18 protein-coding genes and 1 pseudogene are annotated in these 17,026 nt (G+C 64.2%); 10 read left to right on the top strand and 9 right to left on the bottom strand.

Annotation, left to right across the window (positions count from 1 at the left end):
• Nucleotides 1–89: 89 nt before the first annotated feature.
• The 3 genes and pseudogenes from O7A60_RS25625 to O7A60_RS25615 all read left to right on the top strand — a co-directional run bounded on the left by O7A60_RS25625 (nucleotide 90) and on the right by O7A60_RS25615 (nucleotide 2,154).
• On the top strand, nucleotides 90–563 hold the full coding sequence (locus tag O7A60_RS25625) for a CYTH domain-containing protein (protein WP_337108553.1): 474 nt from the start codon (nucleotides 90–92) through the stop codon (nucleotides 561–563).
• Nucleotides 560–1,504: a CHAD domain-containing protein gene (locus O7A60_RS25620; protein WP_337108552.1), complete on the top strand. Its 945-nt coding sequence runs from the start codon at nucleotides 560–562 to the stop codon at nucleotides 1,502–1,504. Before O7A60_RS25625 ends, O7A60_RS25620 begins: the two co-directional genes overlap by 4 nt.
• Before the next feature lie 56 nt (nucleotides 1,505–1,560).
• Nucleotides 1,561–2,154 (top strand): annotated as a pseudogene (locus O7A60_RS25615) (hypothetical protein).
• A gap of 88 nt (nucleotides 2,155–2,242) precedes the next feature.
• On the opposite strand, the gene O7A60_RS25610 reads toward O7A60_RS25615, so the two are convergent.
• From O7A60_RS25610 to O7A60_RS25600, 3 genes are all read right to left on the bottom strand, one after another.
• Nucleotides 2,243–3,619, bottom strand: a complete 1,377-nt coding sequence (locus O7A60_RS25610) for an adenylate/guanylate cyclase domain-containing protein (RefSeq protein WP_337108551.1) — start codon at nucleotides 3,617–3,619, stop codon at nucleotides 2,243–2,245.
• A 357-nt stretch (nucleotides 3,620–3,976) separates the two neighbouring features.
• Nucleotides 3,977–4,582 carry an XRE family transcriptional regulator gene (locus tag O7A60_RS25605; protein WP_337108550.1) on the bottom strand — a complete coding sequence of 202 codons (606 nt, stop codon included), beginning with the start codon at nucleotides 4,580–4,582 and terminating at the stop codon, nucleotides 3,977–3,979.
• Nucleotides 4,579–4,776 carry a helix-turn-helix domain-containing protein gene (locus O7A60_RS25600; RefSeq protein WP_337108549.1) on the bottom strand — a complete coding sequence of 66 codons (198 nt, stop codon included), beginning with the start codon at nucleotides 4,774–4,776 and terminating at the stop codon, nucleotides 4,579–4,581. The genes O7A60_RS25605 and O7A60_RS25600 overlap by 4 nt, the downstream gene beginning before the upstream one ends.
• A 113-nt stretch (nucleotides 4,777–4,889) precedes the next feature.
• Here O7A60_RS25600 and O7A60_RS25595 point away from each other — a divergent pair, with 113 nt between their 5' ends.
• The 3 genes from O7A60_RS25595 to O7A60_RS25585 all read left to right on the top strand — a co-directional run bounded on the left by O7A60_RS25595 (nucleotide 4,890) and on the right by O7A60_RS25585 (nucleotide 6,830).
• On the top strand, nucleotides 4,890–5,744 hold the full coding sequence (locus tag O7A60_RS25595; RefSeq protein ID WP_337108548.1) for an SMP-30/gluconolactonase/LRE family protein: 855 nt from the start codon (nucleotides 4,890–4,892) through the stop codon (nucleotides 5,742–5,744).
• Between the two features lie 100 nt (nucleotides 5,745–5,844).
• Nucleotides 5,845–6,225 (top strand): nuclear transport factor 2 family protein, encoded by a 381-nt coding sequence (locus O7A60_RS25590; protein ID WP_337108547.1) that lies wholly within the window; start codon nucleotides 5,845–5,847, stop codon nucleotides 6,223–6,225.
• Nucleotides 6,204–6,830, top strand: a complete 627-nt coding sequence (locus O7A60_RS25585; RefSeq protein WP_337108546.1) for a DNA-3-methyladenine glycosylase — start codon at nucleotides 6,204–6,206, stop codon at nucleotides 6,828–6,830. The genes O7A60_RS25590 and O7A60_RS25585 overlap by 22 nt, the downstream gene beginning before the upstream one ends.
• Here O7A60_RS25585 and O7A60_RS25580 read toward each other — a convergent pair.
• From O7A60_RS25580 to O7A60_RS25565, 4 genes are all read right to left on the bottom strand, one after another.
• The gene (locus tag O7A60_RS25580; protein WP_337108545.1) at nucleotides 6,820–8,562 is read right to left on the bottom strand and encodes a SulP family inorganic anion transporter; all 1,743 of its coding nucleotides are present in this window, start codon (nucleotides 8,560–8,562) and stop codon (nucleotides 6,820–6,822) included. The genes O7A60_RS25585 and O7A60_RS25580 overlap by 11 nt on opposite strands.
• A gap of 83 nt (nucleotides 8,563–8,645) precedes the next feature.
• On the bottom strand, nucleotides 8,646–8,909 hold the full coding sequence (locus O7A60_RS25575) for a helix-turn-helix domain-containing protein (RefSeq protein ID WP_140715716.1): 264 nt from the start codon (nucleotides 8,907–8,909) through the stop codon (nucleotides 8,646–8,648).
• 285 nt (nucleotides 8,910–9,194) lie between these two features.
• Entirely contained in the window at nucleotides 9,195–9,896 is a 702-nt protein-coding gene (locus O7A60_RS25570) for a phosphatase PAP2 family protein (protein WP_337108544.1), read from the bottom strand.
• A gap of 8 nt (nucleotides 9,897–9,904) precedes the next feature.
• Nucleotides 9,905–10,246, bottom strand: a complete 342-nt coding sequence (locus O7A60_RS25565; RefSeq protein ID WP_337108543.1) for a hypothetical protein — start codon at nucleotides 10,244–10,246, stop codon at nucleotides 9,905–9,907.
• A gap of 168 nt (nucleotides 10,247–10,414) precedes the next feature.
• Here O7A60_RS25565 and O7A60_RS25560 point away from each other — a divergent pair, with 168 nt between their 5' ends.
• Nucleotides 10,415–11,806, top strand: a complete 1,392-nt coding sequence (locus tag O7A60_RS25560; protein ID WP_337108542.1) for a sensor histidine kinase — start codon at nucleotides 10,415–10,417, stop codon at nucleotides 11,804–11,806.
• Entirely contained in the window at nucleotides 11,803–12,465 is a 663-nt protein-coding gene (locus O7A60_RS25555) for a response regulator transcription factor (RefSeq protein WP_337108603.1), read from the top strand. The genes O7A60_RS25560 and O7A60_RS25555 overlap by 4 nt, the downstream gene beginning before the upstream one ends.
• Before the next feature lie 191 nt (nucleotides 12,466–12,656).
• On the opposite strand, the gene O7A60_RS25550 is transcribed toward O7A60_RS25555, so the two are convergent.
• Nucleotides 12,657–13,127, bottom strand: a complete 471-nt coding sequence (locus O7A60_RS25550; protein WP_337108541.1) for a hypothetical protein — start codon at nucleotides 13,125–13,127, stop codon at nucleotides 12,657–12,659.
• 278 nt (nucleotides 13,128–13,405) lie between these two features.
• Between O7A60_RS25550 and O7A60_RS25545 the strand changes: the two genes are divergently transcribed.
• The gene (locus O7A60_RS25545; protein ID WP_337108540.1) at nucleotides 13,406–15,409 is read left to right on the top strand and encodes a PhoX family protein; all 2,004 of its coding nucleotides are present in this window, start codon (nucleotides 13,406–13,408) and stop codon (nucleotides 15,407–15,409) included.
• 132 nt (nucleotides 15,410–15,541) lie between these two features.
• Entirely contained in the window at nucleotides 15,542–15,766 is a 225-nt protein-coding gene (locus O7A60_RS25540) for a hypothetical protein (protein ID WP_337108539.1), read from the top strand.
• On the opposite strand, the gene O7A60_RS25535 is transcribed toward O7A60_RS25540, so the two are convergent.
• A complete protein-coding gene (locus O7A60_RS25535) occupies nucleotides 15,758–16,942 on the bottom strand; it encodes a flavin-containing monooxygenase (protein ID WP_337108538.1) in 1,185 nt (394 codons plus the stop codon). The genes O7A60_RS25540 and O7A60_RS25535 overlap by 9 nt on opposite strands.
• Between the last annotated feature and the right edge of the window lie 84 nt (nucleotides 16,943–17,026).

Here is a 17,026-nt window from a genome sequence, read left to right as displayed (position 1 = left end):
CGAAGATATTAATCAATCGATTGATTAAAGTCAACTTGCGCGCGGCTCCGTCTTGCCATCGCGCGCGGCAGACGCTTTAGTGCGCGGCCATGGGCAAGGAAGTCGAGCGTAAATTCCTGGTCTCCAGCACCGCATGGCGGGATCTGGTGGAAGCGGATATCCGCATTCTCCAGTTCTATCTCGCCATGGCACCCGGACGAACCGTCCGCATCCGCATCAGAGACGGAGCCTCGGCCAAGCTGACGCTTAAATTCGGCAGCAGCGCGCGCGAGCGCGACGAATTCGAATATCCGATCCCGCTCGCGGAGGCGGTGGAGATGCTGGACTTCGCCATCGGACGTGTCATCGAGAAGACACGTCACCATGTTAGGGATCGCGGCTATCTCTATGAAATCGATGTCTTTGGCGGTGCACTGGCGGGACTTGTGGTGGCCGAACTCGAGACTCCGGAAGACGTTCCGGATGAAATGCTGCCGGACTGGCTCGGCCATGAAGTCACCGGCGATCAGAAGTTCTACAACGCGTCGCTCGCCCTCGGGGGGATACCGGAGATCGCCGCATGAGCTTTCGCATAGACCCGCGCATGCCGCTGACCGGCGAGGTCAGACGCATCCTTGCCGAGGAAATCGGCAAGGCCCTGCTGCATCTGGATGCGGCACGCGCCCGGCCGGAACAGGGACTGCACAAGTGCCGCAAGCGGCTGAAGAGCACGCGTGCCTTGCTGCGCCTCGTTCGTTCCGGCGACGAAACATTCTGCACGACCGAGAATCGATGCTACCGCAACGTGGCGGCGCTGCTAGCCGGCCCGCGTGAGGCGACGGCGCTGATCGAGACCATCGACCGGCTGGCGGCGCGTTTCGCGAAGGAGTGCGCCGATGGCGGGCTCGATGCCGTGCGCGACAGGCTGATCGCGCGCCAGCATGATTTGCACGAAGGCGCCGGGCTGCAGGCGGCGATCGGCGCGGCGACCGCCGCGTGCGAGGACGGCATGAAGCGCATCGAAGCCCTTGCCTTGCCCGACCAGCCGGAACAGGCCGCAGACGTGCTCGCCGAAGGCGCGCGAGCCACCTTGCGCCGTGCCAGGAAGGCGCTCGACAAGGCCGGCGCGCACGGCAAGGCCGACGATTTCCATGACCTGCGCAAGGCGGCCAAGACGCATGGCATGCACCTGTCGCTGCTGGGCAAACTGTGGCCGACCCCGATCAAGGCGCGGCGCAAGGCCGTCGATGAACTGGGCGAGCAGCTTGGCGAACTGCATGACGTGTTCGTCATGCGCGCGCTGCTCGAGGCGGACAGCGAGCCGCTTGGGCCGCCCGAGGACACGAAACTTCTCGGCAAGCTGCTCAAGCGCTCGGAAAAGAGCCTGAGGAAGGCGTGCCTTGCCGATGCGGCCGAACTGTTCGGCGACAGCCCGAAGCGCTCGACGAAGAGGCTTGCCCGCAAGGCCCGCGACGATCTCGCCGGCTCGGCCGAAGACGCCGGCGCACTTGCGGTTACCGGCTGATCCGGACCGAGCATGCTTTGCCCTCAGGCACCGGCCTGTGGTAATCACCATAGCCGATGACCGAGCCTGGCGACATGCTTCTGGATCGACTGGGCCGCTGGCTTGCCGGTCGGCTGCAGGAAGAATGCTCGGGATACGAGCCCTACACGCGTTCCGACGGCGAAACACTGCGCCGCACGCTGGGGCGAGCGGCCTGGCGCCCGAAGACCGCGACAAGGTCGTCCCCTTCATGATCGGCAAACTCGGCCTGAGATACGATCTCAAGAACATCTTCGACATGCTGCGCTATTTCATGCCGACGCCGTCGGTGCCGGTGCGCTGGCGCCGCCGCATGCTGGCCTTCGGCTCCGGTGACCTGACGCGGGGGATCTGCTCGACGCTTATTGCCGAGGCTTACGGCCAGATCCGCTACCCGATCCTGCCCGAGATCACCGGCGCCCCCGGCCGTGCTTCGGGCAGTCGACCTATATGCCCAAGGAAATCCTGCACATTCGTCACCACTCGCTCTACACGTCGCGCGATTTCGACCTGTCGCCATCGTCAAGCCGACGCTGGAATATGGTTTCGGCTACCGGCAAATGATCTGGGACGACAAGGCAAGCACAGACGCCGCAGCCGCAAAGGCTGTCGCAACCGCGACGGACACGTGATGGCATTCAGCCTAGGTCAGGACATGCCCCTATGGCGCGGCCTACCGCTATCCCGCCGAGGTGCAGACGTTTCACATGGCGGCCTATATCACGCCGGAACCGCAATAGCACCCTGGTTTTCGGCTCTGTGTTCGACCCAGACATGGACCGGTTCGTCCCGGCCGCGGATGCTCATCGGTCCATGATCGCGCGCATTCAACGGTGTCGTGGGCGATTCCGCCTTCGCGGCCTCAATCAGTCGTGACCCAAAGCAAATATTCGCCTGAAGCTCACGGCAGAGCGATTGCAAACGGCTGGCGACGTTGACGGTGTCGCCCACCACCGCGAAGGACAGATTGCGCTCGCTGCCGACCGCGCCGATGACCACTGCACCATATTGTGCACCGATCCGAACGTCCAGCGGCGGGTATCCCCTGGACACCCGCTGTACATTCCAGTCTTCGAGAGCGGCGATCATCGCTTCAGCGCATTGGATGGCCCGAGTCGCGTCGTCATGGCTGGCTTGCGGAACCCCGAATGTCGCCATGATGCAATCGCCGATATAGTTATCGACGGTGCCATGGTGGTCGAAAACGACTTGTTCCATGCGACGGTGGAACTGACGCAGAAGTTCGAACACTGCTTCGGCCGGATGATCCTCGGAATAGTGTGTGAAGCCGACGATGTCGGCGAACAGCACCGCGATATCCTGCCGGCGGACCGGGCCGAAGGGCTCGTCATCGGTGGCGAGCTGGTCGACGACATTGGGCGAAAAATGCCGGGCGAGATTGGCGCGGGCGCGCTCTGCCTTGACATAGTCTTCCGACAGATGTCGGGAGCGAAAGACGACCAGCGCCATGATAGCGCCGATAATCAGCACAACCAACACGTTGGTCGCCTGCGCAAATGTATCGACGAAATTGGGGTTGAGATAGAGGTTCAGTCGCTCTGTCATTGGCAGCGAATAGAGGTTCGTCGCCGGAATTACGGTTCCCGGATGAGAAATCACCCATCCCACCCCGATCGCCCACGTCAGGGCCGCGAGCGCGCCGAGATAGAGTGCCAATCGTGTCGAAAGGGTCAGAGCGCCAAGGCATACGAAAATCAGCAGGAATTTAAAGCTGCCCTCGCGCAGTTGCATCGCGGCCGGCGCGACCTCCAGGGAAAACGGGTTGGGCGTTACCAGCAGAACGGTCAACAGAATGATGTCCAGCGTACCGGCGAGGTAACCGATCCACCATCGCGCCGTGCGACGGCGAGCAAAGAGAAACTGGATCAGGCCGACGAGTTGGAACAGCACGAGGCCCGCCAGCACGAAGAGCAGCGAAGCATCCCAGCGGCTGGTCAATGAAAAAAAGCAGGAGATCACGGCGAGCGATGCCGTACGCGCCCAGAACTGTAATGCAGCCCCCTGGCGTTCTGCGCGCGCCCGCAAATTTTTCAGGCGCGAATAGCGGCGAAGTTCAAGCGTTGGCGCGGTCGGCATAGGATCACTTCGATTTCACGAGGACGTGTCACGCATTCGGCAAACCGCCTTCTCCAATCTGACAAATCAGTGCGCGAACTATATCATGAATGTGAGTTCATTTTTGAAACGCGGCTGCAAAGAGCAAAAATGTCCAGACAAAAGATCATGGTGAAAACCGAAGCAGGACAGGCGGAGGCTTCTCTCTTCAGGTCACCAAAAAATCGCAGCCCGGCGTCATTCTCCACATGGATGCGTTCGGCCCGGCCGGCGCTGGGCGGCATGGCGGAACGCTTGGCTGCAGAGGGCTGTACCGTGTTTGGGGCCGGATCTGTTCTATCCCAACGCGCCCTATCCTGCTCGGGATGATTGGCCGTGTCAGGCCGGTAACGGGCGGCGTCCCTTTGCAGGAGCGGCGGGCCGATCGAACGCGCCGGCGTCGCGCGGGTGTGGGCCAATCGGCATGATCGCCTCGAACGGCGTTGCGCCAAAGGCAAACGTCCATTTGTAGCCGACCAGTCCTTCCTCGGGCGTGGTGTGCTGGTCGTGATGGGCCAGCAGTTTCGCGCGGTCGGCCAGCTCCTCGGCCTCGCGCCGCACCATCTCCGCCGTTTCCGGCCGCATCCGCCTGGAAAAGCTGACGAAGGTCGCCTCCCGCTCGAGATGGGTGATCGCCCAGCCGATGAAATTCTTGTTGGTCATCTCGAACAGCGGCCTGAGCGGCCCCTCGAAATTCCACTGGATGGGCGTTTCGACCAGCAATTTCGCCGACAGGCCACGACCGAGCGCGATCAGGCCGAGTTCCTCGAGGTCGCGCAGATAGAGGAACATCGAGGCCTCGCTCAGTCCCTGCGAGCGCATGATGCCTTGCGGCGTGAACTTTTCCGACAGCATGACGAAGACGAAGAGCAGCGCCGGCCGGCCGGCGAGCCTGCGCTCGATCTCCGGCGCGATGTGGTTGACCGGCCCCGGCCCCCGGTTCATCGAGCCGAGCACGTTTCCAGCTCGACGCCGGCGGCGGCGCAGATCTCCACCAGCCGGTCGAGCTTGCAGTTCTTCTCGTGGAAGATGCGCTTCACCGTCGGCTCGGAAACGCCCATCCGCTCGCCAAGCTCGCGATAGGTGACCCCCTTCGCCTTCAGTGTCCGTTTCAGCGCCTCGAAGATCGGGCCGTTCATGGCATGCACCTCATTCCGGCAGTTTCGTATCGATATTCGATACTAGTGCCAATCACTCTTTCCGAAAAGTATCGAAAACCATAGGTCTCCGTCGTCATCACAGGAGACCGGACATGAAACGCATCATCACCTCAGCCTTCGTCGCCGCCATCGGCATCGCGGCTCCCGCCCAGGCCGGCGAGCTCTGGCGCGCAAGCGGCCTCGAACAGCCGGAATCGGCGCTGTTCGACGCCGCCAATAACCGCATCATCGTTTCCAACATCGTCGGCAATCCGGGCGACGCCGACGGCAATGGTTATCTCAGTATGCTGTCCCTCGACGGCAAGATCGTAACGCAACACTGGAGCGACGGCATGGACGCGCCCAAGGGTATGGCGATATCGGGCGGCAAGCTCTATGTCGCCGACATCACCAAGGTCCGTGTCGTTGACCTCGCCAGCGGCAAGCTCATCGCCAGCATCGCCGTACCGAACGCGGTCTTCCTGAACGACATGACATCGGATCAGTCCGGCAAGGTCTATGTCACCGACATGCTGGCCGACACGATCTACGGCATCGATGGCGACAGGCCGGAGCTGTTCGTGAGGGATGCGTTGCTGGCTTCGCCCAACGGCGTCTTCGCCGATGGCGACAGGCTGATCGTGGCCTCCTGGGGTAAGGGCATCAAGGCCGACTTCGGCACCGCCGAGCCGGGCGGGCTGCTGGCGGTCGACCTCGCCAGCAAGGCGGTGACGCCGCTGGCGGGCGCCCAAGGGTTCGCCGACCTCGATGGCGTCATCGCCATTGGCGGCACCATCTATGCCACCGCCTACATGACCGGCACGCTTTACCGATACAGGACCGGCGGCACGCCGGAAGCGGTTGCGCGGTTCAAGCCCGGCAGCGCCGACATCGGTACCGACGGCAAGTCGATCCTCTATGTGCCGCTGATGAACGAGGGCGAAGTGGCGGCGCTGAAGCTCGACTGAGAGCCGGCGTCCCGAGGCCGATCCGCGCGACCTTCGCTGACAGCCGTGGATGGCCCGTGGTAGGACGGTCCATCCACGGCGATGGTCAAGGAGGTTTGCCATGGAAGACCGGGAGATCAGAGCGGCCCTGGATCGCCATTGGGCCGCCTCCGACGCCAGCGACTTCGAGATGGAGCACCAGATCTACCGGGAGGATGCGGTGCTCGACTATCCGCAATCGGGCGAGCGCATAAATGGGCGGCGCAAGATCAAGTCATCGCGCGCCGCGCAGCCGAACCGCAAGCGCTTCACCGTGCGCCGCATCACCGGCACCGGTGACCTCTGGGTCACCGAATATGTCCTGACCTATGACGGCCGGCCATCCTATACCGTCAGCATCATGGAGTTCCTCGACGGCAAGGTGGCCCGCGAGACCCAGTATTTCGGCGATCCGTTCGAACCCGGACCTTCGCGCGCGCAATGGGTCGAGCGGATATCGTGAGCCACAGCGACGATCATCCGCCGCTCGCGCGAGAAGAACTGCCCGACGATACGGCCGCCCTCGCCCGCTATCTCATCGGCAAGCTGGTGGTGCGTGACTTGCCTGAAGGCAGGGTCAGCGGCCGCATCGTCGAGACCGAGGCCTATGTCGTCGGCGATGCCGCCGGCCATGGCTTTCGGGGAATGACGCCGCGCAACCGGTCGCTGTTTCTCGAGCGCGGGCACGCCTATGTCTATCTCGCCTATGGCATCTCGTTCATGCTGAACGTTTCGAGCGACACGCAAGGCACCGGGACCGGCGTGCTGATCCGGGCGCTGGAGCCGCTGGAAGGCATCGCGATCATGCGGCTGAACCGCGGCGTCGAGCGCCTGCGCGACCTAGCGCGCGGGCCGGGAAGGCTGGCCGCGGCATTGCGGATCGATCGATCGCTCGACGGGCTCGACCTTTGCCGGGAAGGCCCGCTATGGCTCGCTCGGGATGGCACTGAAACCGGCGCGATCGGGCAGAGCATCAGGATCGGCATTTCGAAGGATGCCGAGCGCCTGCTGCGATTTTACCTGAAGGCAAGTCCTTTCGTCAGCGGCCCGGGATCGCTCAATCGATGACGGACGGCTGTTCCACCTCATGTTTTCCCGCCAGCTGCGCCCGCGCATCGCGGATCGAAGCGGCATAGGTCACCAGCGGCCGCTTGACGCCGTGGTTGATCAGCATGCGCCGTATCCGCGGCGAGGCGCCCGAAATGATGAAGCGCACGCCAGCGCGCCTCGCCTTGCGGGCCGCGCTTTCGATGACATTGGCCGCCGTCGAATCAAAAAGCGGCACGGCCGAACAGTCGAGGATGAAGTTGCGGCGCTGGTCGGCGATGCGGTCGAGCACGCTGCCGACGGTGGAGGCGGCGCCGAAGAAGAAGGCGCCCGAGATGCGGTAGACGACGGTGTCGGCGTCAGCGGCCTCGCTGGAATCATAGGCACGGGCGCCGTCGACGCTGTCGGCGACATCGTCCTGCGCCAGATCCGCCTCGACGGCGACGGACTTCGCCATGCGGTCGATGAACAGGATCGAGCCGAGCGCGAAGCCGACGACGATGCCTTCGGTCAAATCGCGGAAGACGACGATCAGGAAGGTCGCCAGCAGCACCAGCGCATCGCCGCGCGACGCCCTGAGCAGCGTGGCGAAGGCCTGTTTCTCGAACATGTTCCAGCAGACCACCGCCAGCACGCCGGCAAGGGCCGAGAGCGGGATGTAGCTGGCTAGCGGCGCCGCCATCAGCATCAGCACCAGCAGGATGGCCGAATGGACGATGCCCGAAACCGGGCCGTGCGCGCCGGCCCGCACGTTGGTGGCGGTGCGGGCGATGGTGCCGGTGGCGCAGATGCCGCCGAACAGGGCGGACGCGATGTTGGCGAAGCCTTGCGCCACCAGCTCGCAATTCGAGCGGTGCCGCCGGCCAGTCATGCCGTCGGCGACAACGGCCGACAGCAGCGATTCGATGGCGCCAAGCAGCGCGAAGGCGGTCGCGTCCGGCAGGACGTCGAGCATCCTGCCGAGACTGACCGGGGGCAGGCCAGGCCATTGCAGGCTGCGCGGGATGCCGCCATAGCGCGTGCCGATCGTCTCGGCCGGCAGCGCAAACAGCGCCACGACGAGCGAGGCAAGCCCGATGGCGATCAGCATGGAAGGCCATTTCGGCCGCCAGCGCTTCAGGAAAACGATGGTTGCGATGGTCAACACCGCCACCAAGGTCGCGGCGGGGTTGATCGTGCGGGCCGCTTCGCCAAGCGCGATCAACTTGGGCACGAACGGTCCGGGTTCCCTGCCCGGCAGGGTCAGCCCGAACAGTTCGACGATCTGGCCGGAGAAGATGATGACGGCAATGCCGGCGGTGAAGCCGACGGTGACCGGATAGGGAATGAATTTGATGTAGGTGCCGAGGCGGAGGTACCCGATCGCAAGCAGGAACACGCCGGCCATCATCGTCGCCAGCAGCAGGCCGTCGACGCCGACGCGGGCGACCGTCGCCGCCACCAGCACGATGAAGGCGCCGGCCGGGCCGCCGATCTGGAAGCGGCTGCCGCCCAAGGCCGAAATGATGAAGCCGCCGACGATGGAGGTGTAGAGGCCGCGTTCCGGCGTCACGCCCGACGCGATCGCGATTGCCATCGACAGCGGCAGCGCGACGATGGCGACGGTCAGGCCGGACATGAAGTCGGCCTTGAATTGCGGCAGGTGGTAGCCCTCGCGCCAGACTGTCACCAGCTTCGGCGTGAACAATTCGGAAAATGTCGGCTTCACCGGCTGATGGGCCGCTTGATGCACTGCCTGACGCGCTTGATCCATGGGCTGCCTTCCGCACCTGCAAAGGCGGCGGGATCGTCGGCAGGGCTGTCGGCGGTCGCCGTCGCGACTTATGCCGGCTCAGCCTAGGGATCCGGCGGCACGGCGGGCTTGAGGCGCACGCCCCTGCCGCCGCGCTCGCTGGGCTGGTTCTCGCCGATCAGTTCCACCCCGGCACCATCGAGAGCCTGGATGACCTTCATCAGCGTGTCGACCACGCCCCTGACCACGCCGTCGCTCGCTTCCATACGCTGGATGGTCGGAAGCGAGACGCCGGCGCGCTCGGCGAGCGTCTTCTGGTCGATGCCGGCCAAGGCCCTTGCGGCACGCATTTGCGCGGCAGTGATCATCGACCGGAACCCATGTCTGAGTCTGCGGAGATAATGTGTAATACCCTCATTGTGATGTTTCAAGCATCATTGTAAATGCGTTAGACATAATCGTTGTCGCCTGATAGCCCATTTTCTTCGATACTCCGCGAGAATTTCAAGCTAGGGTGGCGTGCATCCGGGGCAGGGGTATACGCGGTTGAGAATTTTCAAGACTTTGACGATATCGGCAGGTTTGCTGTCGCTGGTTTTGGCGCTGGCGGGCTGTGGTGGGCACCTCATCAACAGATTGATCTGACGGCGAGGTCAGGCGTCGTCGCTCACGGCCTGGCGCCGTTGCAGAAGCCTCGCCACCAACCAGCATAGCATCGCCCAGGCGAAGCCGGCGCACCAGCCCGCCAGCACGTCCGACGGCCAGTGGACGCCGAGATAGACGCGGCTGACGCCGACCAGCACCGTCGTCAGCACCGCCAGGAACAAGACGTAGACCTTGGTCGTCCGGCCCGGCAGGAAGCGCGCCGCGAGCGAACCGAGCGTGAGATAGGTCACCGCCGACAGCATGGCATGGCCGCTCGGGAAGGAAAGCGAGGTCTCGTTGACCAGATGCGAAACCAGTTCCGGGCGTGGCCGGTCGACGCCGACTTTCAGCAGGCTCGACAGCACCTGGCCGCCTGCCACCGCAACGAAGATGAGAAACGCCGTCGCCGGGCGGCGGATCAACAGCAGATATATGATCGTCGCCGTGGTGATCAGCACCAGCACGCTGGTGCTGCCAAGGCTGGTGATGTCGCGCATCGCCCCTTCCAGCCATGGCGAGCCGATGGGAACGCCGGGCTGGCCCGGCTGGCGGAAGGCAAGCAGGATTTCGGTATCGAAGGCGTGCGGCGTGGTGGCCCGTGCCACCTCCATCAATTCCTCGAACGCCCACAGCCCACCGGCGATGACCAGGCCGGCCAGCAGCACCGGGAATTCGACCCGGTTGAGCAGAGCTTTCGCAGCGTTCTTCATCGGCACCGTTACAACCGCCCTTGCAGATAGGGTCCAAGCGTGATCAGCGCCACGGCGGCGATCGCCAGCGCGATGCCGGCGGCCTGCAGCGCGTTGACGCGCTCGCCGAAGAACACCAGCGCCACGACGTTGACCGAGACCAGCTGGATCACCGCCGAGAGGCTGAAAGACACCGACATGCCGAACTCGCGGATCAGCCGCAGCATGATCAGATTGCCCAGCGAATAGAGCGCCAGCGTCAGCAGGATCCTGCCCAGGCTCGGTGCCAGCCCCCATTGCTTGGCGGCGGTCGCCGCCAGCAGGAAGATCACCGTCGAAAGGCCAAGCTGCAGCAGTCCCGAAAAACTCAACGTCCGTCCCCCTCGAAGCGGCTTTCGCCTGATGTCGCGGACCATGTTTCCGAAGCGCGCCGGGACGTCAAGCGACGTCGTTTCCAACGAAGGTCTTGGCAACGGCGAGACTGAGGCTCAATGTGCTGGAATCGCCCGGCATGTCGATAGAAGGGCGGTCAGGGGACCATGATTCGTATTCTTCAGAACTTGGCGCGGCGCTGGAGCGAGCTTTCCCTTGCCCTGCAATTCGTCGTTGCCGGCGGCTTTGGGCTTCTGGTCGTCATGCTGGTCGTAGGGACCTGGGTGACGACGCAGATCCGGGACGGCATCATTCGCAATTCGGCTGCCACGACGGCGCTTTATGTCGATAGCGTGATTGCGCCGCTACTGCCCGACCTGCGCAAGAGCGAGGAGCTCAGCGAATCCGTCAAACAGGCGCTCGACGAGACGCTCGGCCAGGGCGCTCTCGGCAAACGCCTGGCATCGTTCAGGCTTTGGCGCCGCGACGGCACGGTGCTCTACGCGAAGGACGCGGATTTGATCGGCCGCCGCTTCGACCTGAACAAAAATCTGCGTTCCGCCTTCCAGGGCAGTGTCGTTGCCCAGTTCGATACGTTCGACGAGAACGAAGACAAGGAGCGGGCCGCGGGCGTGCCGTTGCTCGAGATCTACAATCCCGTGCGCGAACCCTGGTCCGGCGACGTGGTCGCCGTCACCGAATTCTACGAGATCGCCAGCGATTTCAAAGCCACCCTGGCTTCCGCCCTGCTGTCGAGCTGGCTGGTGGTTGCCGGCACCACCTTGACGGCATTCCTGCTTCTGTCGAGCATCGTCCTGCGCGCCAGCCGCACCATCGACGACCAGCGCGGGGCGCTGCGCCGCCAGGTGTCGGAGCTGCAAGGGCTGGTGACGCAGAACAGCGCCTTGCGGCAACGCGTGCAGCGGGCGTCCCGCCGCGCCACCGCACTCAACGAAAGATACCTGCGCCGGATCGGCGCCGACCTGCATGACGGCCCGGCCCAGCTCGTGGCCCTGGCGGCGCTGCGCATGGACAGTCCGGTGTTCACCGGCGACGGCCATGGCAGTGAAGGCCGCTCGACCGAGGTCGCCATGATCCGCAAGACGCTCGAGGACGCGATGCGCGAAATACGCGGCATCTGCACCGGCCTGGTGCTGCCGCAGATAGAAACGGCGGCGGCCGCGGACGTGTTGCGGCTGGCCGTCGAGGAACATGAGCACCGGACGGGCACGTCGGTGAGGCTCACCCTGCCCGGACATTTGCCCGAACCCGGCGCTTCTGAGAAGATCAGCATCTATCGCTTCGTGCAGGAGGGGCTGAACAATGCCTACCGCCACGGGCGGGGCAAGGATCAGGCGGTGCATGCAGGAATGAAAAACGGCAGGCTTTTCGTTGAAGTGTCGGATGGCGGGCCGGGCTTCGATCCGGCGCGGGCCGAGGGGTTGGGGCTGGCCGGCCTCAGGGAGCGCGTTGAAAGCATCGGCGGACAATTCGAAACCCTGACCGGGCCGAAAGGCACAAAGCTGGTGATCCGTCTTTCAGTCGAGGAGCAAGCATAATGGACGCCATTCGCATCGCCATTGTCGACGACCATCCGCTGTTCCGCGAAGGCGTGACCCGCAGCCTGTCGGAGATCGGAGGCTTCGAGATGGCCGGAGAAGGTGCGACCGCGCAGGACGCGGAACGCATCGTCTCGACCATGCAGCCCGACATATTGCTGCTCGATATTTCGATGCCGGGCGGCGGCCTGGCCGCGGTTGCAAGCATCCTTGCCGACCATCCCGCCCAGAAGATCGTCCTATTGACCGTTTCAGAGGCCAATGGCGATGTGACCAAGGCCCTGAACGCGGGCGTGCGCGGGTATGTCCTCAAAGGCGTCGGGTCGCGCTCGCTTGCCGATATCCTGCGCAACGTGGCGGCCGGCGAAAGCTATCTTTCGCCGATGTTGTCGGCCCGGCTGCTTTCCGATGTGCAGTCCCTGCAGCCTGCCAACGGCGTGGCGGACCGGCTGCGGCAACTCACCGGCCGTCAGACCGAAATCCTGCGGCTGGTGGCGGAGGGACTGAGCAACAAGGAAGTTGCCTTGCGCCTGGAACTGCAGGAGAAGACCGTGAAGCACCACATGACGGGGGTGCTGTCGAAACTCAGCGTGCGAAACCGCACGGAAGCAGCCCTCATGATGCGCGAGTTTCGCGACCGCGAGACGGACCGCTCATAGAGCGGTTCAGCGTCTGCGTAATTCCGCCAGGAGAAAGCGCTGCAAACCGTTTTTTCCTGGAATAAGCCCTCGGGGCATTTGGAATGCCGCGCAAAGGAGGTCACCTCCGCCGGGGGGCGGCGGAGGTGACGTGTGAAACTGGTCGTTGCCTGTTGACCAGCTTCACAAGGCCGAATTCACAGAGCCGAAATTCACAGCGCCTTGAGACGGCTGACATCGGCCGGTGTGGCCGGGCGGTCGATGATGGTGCGGCCGAGCGCATCCTTCATCCTGAAACGGCCGTTCTCGATGTTTTCCGTCATACCGTCGGGGTGCTGAACTGTAATCTTGTTGCCGTCCACGTCGACCTCGTCGCCAGTGGTGGCGTTGACATGGCTGCTCTTGTCGCGCTGGCCCTTGCCATTTCCGTTGTTCCCGCCGCCGCTATTCCCGTTACTGTTCCCGCTATTCCCGCTGCCGCCACTGTTACCGCCGCCGTTGCCGCCATTACCGCCGTTGCCACCGCCACCATTGCCACCACCCCTGTCGGCATGTGCGGTCGCGGCATCGATTCCAGGCACGAATCCATGGAAGGCAATTCCATAGGGAGCGACGGTCAGCGCCAGAAGCGCCGCCGATCTCAGAGCCAGGCGACAACAACGGGCCGTAATCGATCCGTGCATACTGATCTCCGTCGATTGAGCCGGCGCGCTCACCCCAACGTTGCAGTGCAACCAACATCGCCGAAAGACATGGTGACCGAAAGCGGCCTCCGACCGTTGCGTTTGTCCCCCAGGACCTTTGCAGGCGCAAGATTGGACTAAAGTCCCAGGCCCCGGCGTGAAAACCGGTATCGTGAGGGAGCGGCAGCGCGGATACGATGTCACGAAAATGTGATCAGTCGACGGTAAGGCGGTCGAACAGGCAACAAAATCCAGCCAAATCCAAGCCAGAGGTTCCCATGACCGAACATCGCCCCACCGATGCCCGATTCCGCACCAGCCTGCTCGAGGAAAACGAAGGCCCGGCCAACAATCCCAGCGATAACCGCACGATGGGCGAGATTATCGCCGCGCGGTTCTCGCGCCGCGGCTTCCTCAAGGGTTCGCTTGCCGTCTCGGCGATCGCCGCCACCGTCAGCCCGCTGGCAATGATCGCCGCCGACGATGCTCGCGCCGCGGAAGGCTCCGCCTTCACATTCGACGAGCTGGAGGCCGGTATCGACGACAAGCACCATGTCGCGCCGGGCTACGACGCCGACGTGTTGTTGCGCTGGGGCGATCCGCTGTTTGCCGATTCGCCGGAATTCGACCCGATCAGGCAGTCGGCGCAAGCCCAGGCCAGGCAGTTCGGCTATAACAACGACTATGTCGGCTATATCGCGATCGACGGCTCGGCGGAACACGGCCTGCTGGTCGTCAACCACGAATACACCAACCCGCATCTGATGTTCCCGGGCATCGTCAAGATCGTGGAGAAGGACGGCAAGAAGTCGGCCGAGGTGGCGCCGCTCTCGAAGGAGCAGGTCGATGTCGAGATGGCCGCCCATGGCGGAACCATCGTCGAGATCCGCAAGGACGGCGGCAAATGGCAGGTGGTGCGTGACGGCAAGCTCAACCGCCGCATCACCTCCAACACCGAGATGGCGCTGTCCGGCCCGGTCGCCGGCCATGACCGCGTCAAGACCAATGCCGATCCGTCCGGAACGAAAGTCTTCGGCACGATCAACAACTGCGCCGGCGGCGTCACGCCCTGGGGCACCTATGTGATGGCCGAGGAGAACATCCACGGCTATTTCTCCGGCGAGCTGCCGGAGGGCCACAAGGAAGCCGCCAACTACAAGCGCCTCGGCATACCGGAAGGCGCCTATGAATGGGGCGCGCATTATGACCGCTTCAACCTCGCCAAGGAGCCGAACGAGCCCAACCGCTTCGGCTGGATCGTCGAGGTCGATGTCAACGACCCGAATTCGGTACCGCTCAAGCGTACTGCCATGGGCCGTTTCAAGCATGAGGGTGCAGAATCGATCGTCGCCAAGGACGGCCGCGTCGTCTTCTATCTCGGCGACGACGAGCGCTTCGACTATGTCTACAAGTTCGTCACCAAGGGCATGTTCAACGCTGGCGACCGCGCGGCCAACAAGGACCTGCTCGACGACGGCACGCTGCATGTCGCCAAATTCGCCGAGGACGGCTCGGTCGAATGGATGCCGATCGTGTTCGGGCAGGGTCCGCTGACGGCGGAAAACGGTTTTGCCGGCCAGGCCGACGTGCTGATCGAGACGCGCCGCGCCGCCGACCTGCTTGGCGCCACCAAGATGGACCGGCCGGAAGACATCCAGCCCAACGCCGGCAACGGCAAGGTCTATGTCATGCTGACCAACAATTCCAAGCGCAAGGCCGATCAGGTCGATGCCGCCAACCCGCGCGCCGGGAATGCCTTCGGCCACATCATCGAGATCGTCGAGGACGGCGGCGATTTCGCCGCCACGAAGGGCAAATGGGAAGTGCTGCTGAAATGCGGCGATCCGGCGGTAGCCGATGTCGGCGCCACCTTCTCCACCGCGACGACGGCCCATGGCTGGTTCGGCATGCCCGACAATTGCGCGATCGATTCGGCCGGGCGGCTGTGGGTCGCCACCGACGGCCAGGGCCCGAAGGCCACCGGCCGCACCGACGGCCTGTGGGCGGTGGACACGGAAGGATCGGCGCGGGCGACCTCGAAACTGTTCTTCCGGGTGCCGATCGGCGCCGAAATGTGCGGCCCGCTGTTCGCGCCGGACGACCAGACCGCCTTCGTCGCCGTCCAGCATCCGGGTGACGGCGGCGAGGACTGGGATGCGTTCGGCCGGCCCTCCTACTACGAAGACCCGTCGACCCGCTGGCCCGATTTCAAGCCGGACATGCCGGTGCGGCCGGCGGTCGTGGCGATCACCAAACAGGGCGGCGGCAAGATCGCCGTCTGACGTCGGGCGAGACAAACGAGAGAGGCTCCGGGCATCCGAAGCCCCTCTTTTTGTGTGGCATTGTATTCAAGCCTCGGGAAAGATTGGCAATTTACATGTGGCGCCCTAGATCGCGCCTAGGAGATCATCGCCATGCCCAAGTCGATCTACGACCGTGGCCTGCTCAAACCTGGCGAAGTGGCCACCTTGCAACGTGTCTTCGATGAGGCCTGCCGCCGACGCGAAGCGCATCCCGAATCCGCCGAGGCGCGTGAATTGGCTCTCACCTTGCTCGCCCTCTACAATGCCGGCATGGTCGACGAGGAGATGCTGACCGAGGCTGTCGGTTTCCGGCGGCTGGAGCCGAAATCAGCGTGAGGTGCCCGGCTGACCGGGACCGGCGATCCGCTTGGCGATCGCCCTGGCCAATATGGCGGCATTGGCGAAGCAGCCGCGGATGCTCGGCCGCATGCCGGTGAACCACAGGCCGGGCAGTTTCGGGTCGGCCTGGCCGCCGTTGAAGAGCGGAACGCCCTTCTCGTCGAGCACGCCGAGATCGCCGACCATGCGCTCCAGCCCGGTACGGTAGCCCGTCGCGGCAATGACGATGTCGGGAGCAACCATGCTGCCATTGGCCAGGATGACGCCATCGCGGGTGAACTCCCGTATCGCCGGCACGACCACGATCCTGCCCGATTTGATGGCATCGACGGCGCCGTCGTCCGCGGCGATCGCGGTATAGTCCGAAGTCAGGCGGCTGGCGCCGCCGGCGGGTGCCGGCGGCATGCCGAATTTGGTGAGATCGCCGAAAACCAGGCGCTGCGTCACCGCCATAACCGCATCGGCGACGCGCAGCGGCAAGCGCGCCATGAGCGGCGAGAGGCGGTGCACGGCGATCTTGCCGACGCGCTTGGGCAAAAGGGCGGGACCGTTGCGAGCCGACAGCCAGACAGCGGCGGTGTCGACGCCCGCCAGGTGATTGAGGGCGTCGAAGCCCGAATTGCCGGCGCCGACAACCAGCACCTTCTTGCCCGCATAGGCCCGGGCGTCGCCGAAATCGGCCGAATGGATGATCCGGCCCGCGAACGCCCGCATGCCCTTCCATTGCGGCGTGTAGGGCTCCCTGTCGCGGCCGGTGGCGACAACGACGTGACGCGCCAGGCGCGAGCCGGCGCTGGTGCGCACGATCCAGTGGTCGCCCGCGAACATGATGGCCTCGGCGGAAACGCCAAACTCCACCGGCAAACGGTTCGCCTCATGGAAATCGTTCATATGGCGGATGACGACATCCCGGTGCGGAAAGGCGGGGGTCCCCTTTGGATAGGCAAGTCCGGGCAGCGCCGAGAGATCGCGGTGGGTGTTGAGATGCAGCTGCTCGTGGCGCCGGCGCCAGGGCTCGGCCAGCCGGCTTTCCTTCTCGAGGACCGCCGTCGCCACGCCGGCCTTCATCAAAGCCCGCGCGACAGCCAGCCCGGCGACGCCAGCGCCAATGACGATCGCCGGCTCGACCGCCACCATCTGCTCCATCATCGTCCCGGGTGTCGTATCAGCCATTCACTCTCGAATCCCATTCGCCCTTGCGGCAACCCCGAAAGGCTCGCAGGCCGTTGTAACAGCTTGATCGCGTGCAGGACCCGA

Source organism: Mesorhizobium salmacidum (SeqCode) (assembly GCF_037179605.1).
In the GTDB taxonomy this organism is placed as follows: Bacteria; Pseudomonadota; Alphaproteobacteria; order Rhizobiales; family Rhizobiaceae; genus Mesorhizobium; species Mesorhizobium salmacidum.
Note: the sequence above shows the minus strand (reverse complement) of the source record. Positions and strands in the feature narration are given on the sequence as shown.